Source organism: Nostoc flagelliforme FACHB-838 (genome assembly GCF_014698065.1).
GTDB classification, from domain to species: domain Bacteria; phylum Cyanobacteriota; class Cyanobacteriia; order Cyanobacteriales; family Nostocaceae; genus Nostoc; species Nostoc flagelliforme_B.
This window is the reverse complement of sequence record NZ_JACJSI010000475.1, coordinates 1-4,072: the sequence shown is the minus strand read 5'-3', so window position 1 is coordinate 4,072 and position 4,072 is coordinate 1. Positions and strand designations below refer to the sequence as shown.

Sequence of the window (4,072 nt, the reverse complement as noted above, 5' to 3'; positions counted from 1 at the left end):
GGTTGCTGGGATATGCTTTACTCATGTCACTCTCTCGGTACTGTTTATTATCTATTCACAGCTTATACTGAGAGAGCTTTTTTACACCTTTTCCGACTTTTCAAACATCCTCTAAGAAAGAGGCTACTAAAACTATAGATAGACCTTTTTTCAAGCAAATCTACCCTAAATTAGAGATACTACAGTAATTCTATCTCTGGCATCAAAATTTTTACAAATCATTTAGGACTGCTATAGTATTACTTAATTCATGAATAGCTGAACTGGAAACACCAGATTTTGTAATATACTTTAGCTCAAGGCTTCTGCTACTTGAACAGCTAGTTTCTGAGGATTAAATGGTTTACTGATTATGCCTCTGACACCTAGATTATTAAATAGATTTTTATCATTATTACGTCCTCTTGCTGTAAGCAAAATCACAGGTATGTGTTTAGTTGTTTGATTAGCCTGTAATTTTTGAAAAGTTGTCAACCCATCCATATCAGGCATCATTACGTCCAAAAGTATAGCATCGGGTTGAGATGATTGAGCTAAGAATAATCCTTGATTGCCTGAAGTAGCAGTTAACACTTCCCAGCCTCCCATTATTTCTAGACAAGTCTGAATCAATTGACGGATGTCATCTTCATCATCAATAACTAAGATTTGCTTAGAGGTCATCGTTATTATCTTCCTGTTTTAAATTATTATTACTTAGTGCTTTAACTATTCCAATGTAATGAGGGGCATTGTTTAAAGCTACCATTCTCTTAAGATTAATTTTTAATGGTAAAACTTGAAAGTGGAAAACTAGGGTAGAAGTTTAATAAAGAGATGGCATAACCAAAAATAATAGAAAATGTGGAAATTGACACGATGGGCTTTGCCCCGCCTTTGGCGATTCTCCTGCAAACACGCTACACGATGGTCTCCGACCGACCGGAGGCCATCGCAACTACAAGGCTATAGCATTGCATCCTTAACGGTTTTACTAGCTTTACTGCTGACACTGCTTCTATGGCAGCTACAAAGGCTTAATTCCATTTATCCGTTGTTTTTAGGTGCTGTCATGGTTAGTTCCTGGTATGGTGGTTTCAACCCAGGACTGTTGGCAACTTTTTTGTCTGCTATAGTCTGCGCCTACTTCCTTTTGCCCCCTTTTTATTCTCTGGCTGTTGCTGGATTCAGTGTAATAGGGTTGGTTCAGTTTGTGCTGGTAGCAGTGTTGATCAGCTCACTTAACTCCGCACTGCGCCAAGCGCGATCGCAAGCTCAGAAAAACGCGCGAGCTGCCCAGCAAAATTACGAGTCTCTACGTCAAATTCAAGACACTCTGCGCCAAAGTGAAGAACGTTATCGATTGCTAATAGAAGGAGTAACTAATTACGCAATTTTTATGTTAGATCGAAATGGTAACTTTACCAGTTGGAACATTGGAGCCGAGCGTATTTTAGGCTATCAAGAAGCAGAAATTATTGGTCAACCTTTTGAGCGGATTTTTTCACCAGAAGCAATTGAGCGCGGACAACCACAACAAGTATTAACAAAAGCCGTAACTGAGAGTTTTTCTAAAGAAAATCGTTGGCATCTCCGTAAAGATGGTACATTTTTCTGGGCGCATTGTGTAATCACACCTTTACGAGATGAAAATGGAAATCTGCGCGGCTTCTCTAAAATTATGCAAGATATTACTGAGCGCAAACAAGTTGAGGAAGAAAAAGAGCAACTGCTGCTACGAGAACAAGCTGCACGCGCTGTGAGCGAAGCGGCACAAAGTGCAGCAGAAGCCGCAAACCGTTCCAAAGACGAGTTTTTAGCAATAGTATCCCATGAACTACGTAGTCCCATGACTGCAATTATTGGTTGGGCTGGGATGTTGCAAACGGGCGCGCTAGATGAAGCTAAAGTAACTCTTGCATTGGAGATAATTGAACGCAATGCTAATTTGCAAATGCAACTTATTGAAGACTTACTTGATATTTCGCGGATTGTTAGAGGAGAACTTTCGCTCTCCATTGATTTAATAGATTTAGTAAAAGTAATTACAGCCGCGATCGAGGTTGTACAATCACTGGCAGATACTAAAAATATTCAAATTGAAACTATACTTGATACTTCAATAGAAAAAATTTCGGGTGATTCAGATCGCTTGCAACAAGTTGTGTTAAATTTACTCACCAATGCAATTAAATTTACACCCAACGACGGACGAATTAAGGTGCGGTTGTTAAAGGAAGTGGGGAATAGGGAATGGGGAGTAGGGAGTGGGGAAGAGTTTTCCCAACCCTCGATTCCTAACTATGTTCAAATTCAAGTGAGTGATACAGGGCAAGGTATCAGTGCTGACTTTCTACCTCACGTATTTGAGCGCTTTTGCCAAGCAGATAGTAGTCATACTCGGTCAAATAAAGGACTAGGTTTAGGGCTAGCAATCGCCCGTCATGTGGTAGAACTGCATGGTGGCACAATCCAAGCCCAAAGCCAAGGAATAGGGCAAGGAGCGACATTTACAGTCAAGTTGCCCATTTTAGAAGAAAGCAGAGGAGCAGAGGAGCAGGGGAGCAGAGGGACACGAGAGAATAACTTACACTTCTCTCCCCAATCCCCAGTCCCCAGTACCCAATCCTCAATCCCCAATCCCCTTACCAACTTGCGAGTACTGGTTGTAGATGACGAAGCGGATGTGCGGCAGTGGATTACCGCAGTACTCGAAGAGTGTGGAGCGAAAGTTAGTACTTTTAGCTCTACAGGGCAGGTACTTGAGGCATTAGAAGAATTACATCCAGATGTGTTAATCAGCGACATTGGAATGCCAGGCGAGGATGGCTACGCGCTGATGCGTAAAATCAGAAAAATTGAAGCAGAACGAGGCGGGCGGATTCCTGCTGTTGCACTGACGGGGTATGCCAGAGTAGAAGATTACAAAGAGGCATTAGCAGCAGGGTTTCAGCTACATATTGCCAAACCAGTTAGAGCAGCTGAGTTAATTGCCGTTGTTGCCAGCCTGGGTAAAATGTCTAGTAAACTCTGAGCAATTTTGAAAATATTGTTCATATCCACAACTTTTCCACTTTTCCTAGATAACTTCAAAAGTGTAATTTAGGCGAGAAATGGTGTTATCCATACAGTTAATGAAGTTGGCTGACATCAGCTTGAATCGGTTAGGAAAGTAACAGCAATTTGGTTGCATATTAGATTGCTTTCCAATGTCTGGTTCCTTCATACAAAATTATTTGGAAATTTGAAAAATGAACAGTATTTGGTTACAGCGATTTTCTGCGTTGTTTATTTCCTCCACAATCACAATGATTGGAAGTGGATTATCTGCTCAAGCACAAATACAGACTCCCGATAAAATTTCAACAACAGCAGCCGATTTGATTCCCCAGCCAACACAACCTGCTTCTAAAACTTCTGCTGAGGTGGCGCAAGTGGATGTCGATCCAGGTCGAACAACCCGTGGTGGCTCCAGCTATATTGGAGTTGCTGGCAACATTGGTTTAGGTGGTGATTCAGCTTTAAGTGAAGGTGGTTTTATGGTGATCAGCAAAATTGGGCTGACGCGTACCTTATCTGTACGACCATCTGTAGCGATTGAGGACGACCCTGTTATTTTGCTTCCTCTCACTTATGACTTTAACTTTCGGACAGCAGATGCTTTTGAAGATACATTCGCTGTAGCACCATACGTTGGGGCTGGCGTAGCGATTGAAACTAGTGATGATGCAGACGTTGGCTTGCTTTTATCTGGTGGCGTAGATGTTCCTTTGAGTACTAACCTCACGGCAACAGCAGGAGTAAATGCAGCGTTTTTAGATGAAACAGATGTAGGACTGATGATTGGAGTAGGTTACAACTTTACTGGGTTGTAAAAAAAGACTGTAATACCCATTTGGAAAATGATTGCGATAGATGTTTTTTTGAATTGCTGATTGAGATAATACGCGACCCTTACAAAATCAATGGTGCGGCTGTTACAATACTTTTCGGTTAAGAATTAAGCAGTGTTGATAATGGAAAAATTGAGCGGTTGGCGTTGAGTACCAGTGCCACGATGAACAGGCTTCTTAGACGGAAATTTGGAACGAGT

3 protein-coding genes are annotated in these 4,072 nt (G+C 41.5%); 2 read left to right on the top strand and 1 reads right to left on the bottom strand.

The genetic code is table 11. The features are described from left to right. Window positions 1–291 precede the first annotated feature (291 nt). Window positions 292–663: a response regulator gene (locus tag H6G97_RS46905; RefSeq protein ID WP_190947221.1), complete on the bottom strand. Its 372-nt coding sequence runs from the start codon at window positions 661–663 to the stop codon at window positions 292–294. A gap of 178 nt (window positions 664–841) precedes the next feature. Between H6G97_RS46905 and H6G97_RS46900 the strand changes: the two genes are divergently transcribed. Beyond that, window positions 842–3,013 carry an ATP-binding response regulator gene (locus H6G97_RS46900; RefSeq protein WP_190947220.1) on the top strand — a complete coding sequence of 724 codons (2,172 nt, stop codon included), beginning with the start codon at window positions 842–844 and terminating at the stop codon, window positions 3,011–3,013. Between the two features lie 217 nt (window positions 3,014–3,230). Next, window positions 3,231–3,854: a hypothetical protein gene (locus tag H6G97_RS46895; RefSeq protein WP_190947219.1), complete on the top strand. Its 624-nt coding sequence runs from the start codon at window positions 3,231–3,233 to the stop codon at window positions 3,852–3,854. The last annotated feature ends 218 nt before the right edge of the window (window positions 3,855–4,072 follow it).

What these genes read in the sequence shown, in the direction of transcription:
- H6G97_RS46905 (WP_190947221.1), bottom strand. Translation starts at nt 663, where the DNA reads ATGACCTCTAAGCAAATCTTAGTTATTGATGATGAAGATGACATCCGT.
- H6G97_RS46900 (WP_190947220.1), top strand. Translation starts at nt 842, where the DNA reads ATGTGGAAATTGACACGATGGGCTTTGCCCCGCCTTTGGCGATTCTCC.
- H6G97_RS46895 (WP_190947219.1), top strand. Translation starts at nt 3,231, where the DNA reads ATGAACAGTATTTGGTTACAGCGATTTTCTGCGTTGTTTATTTCCTCC.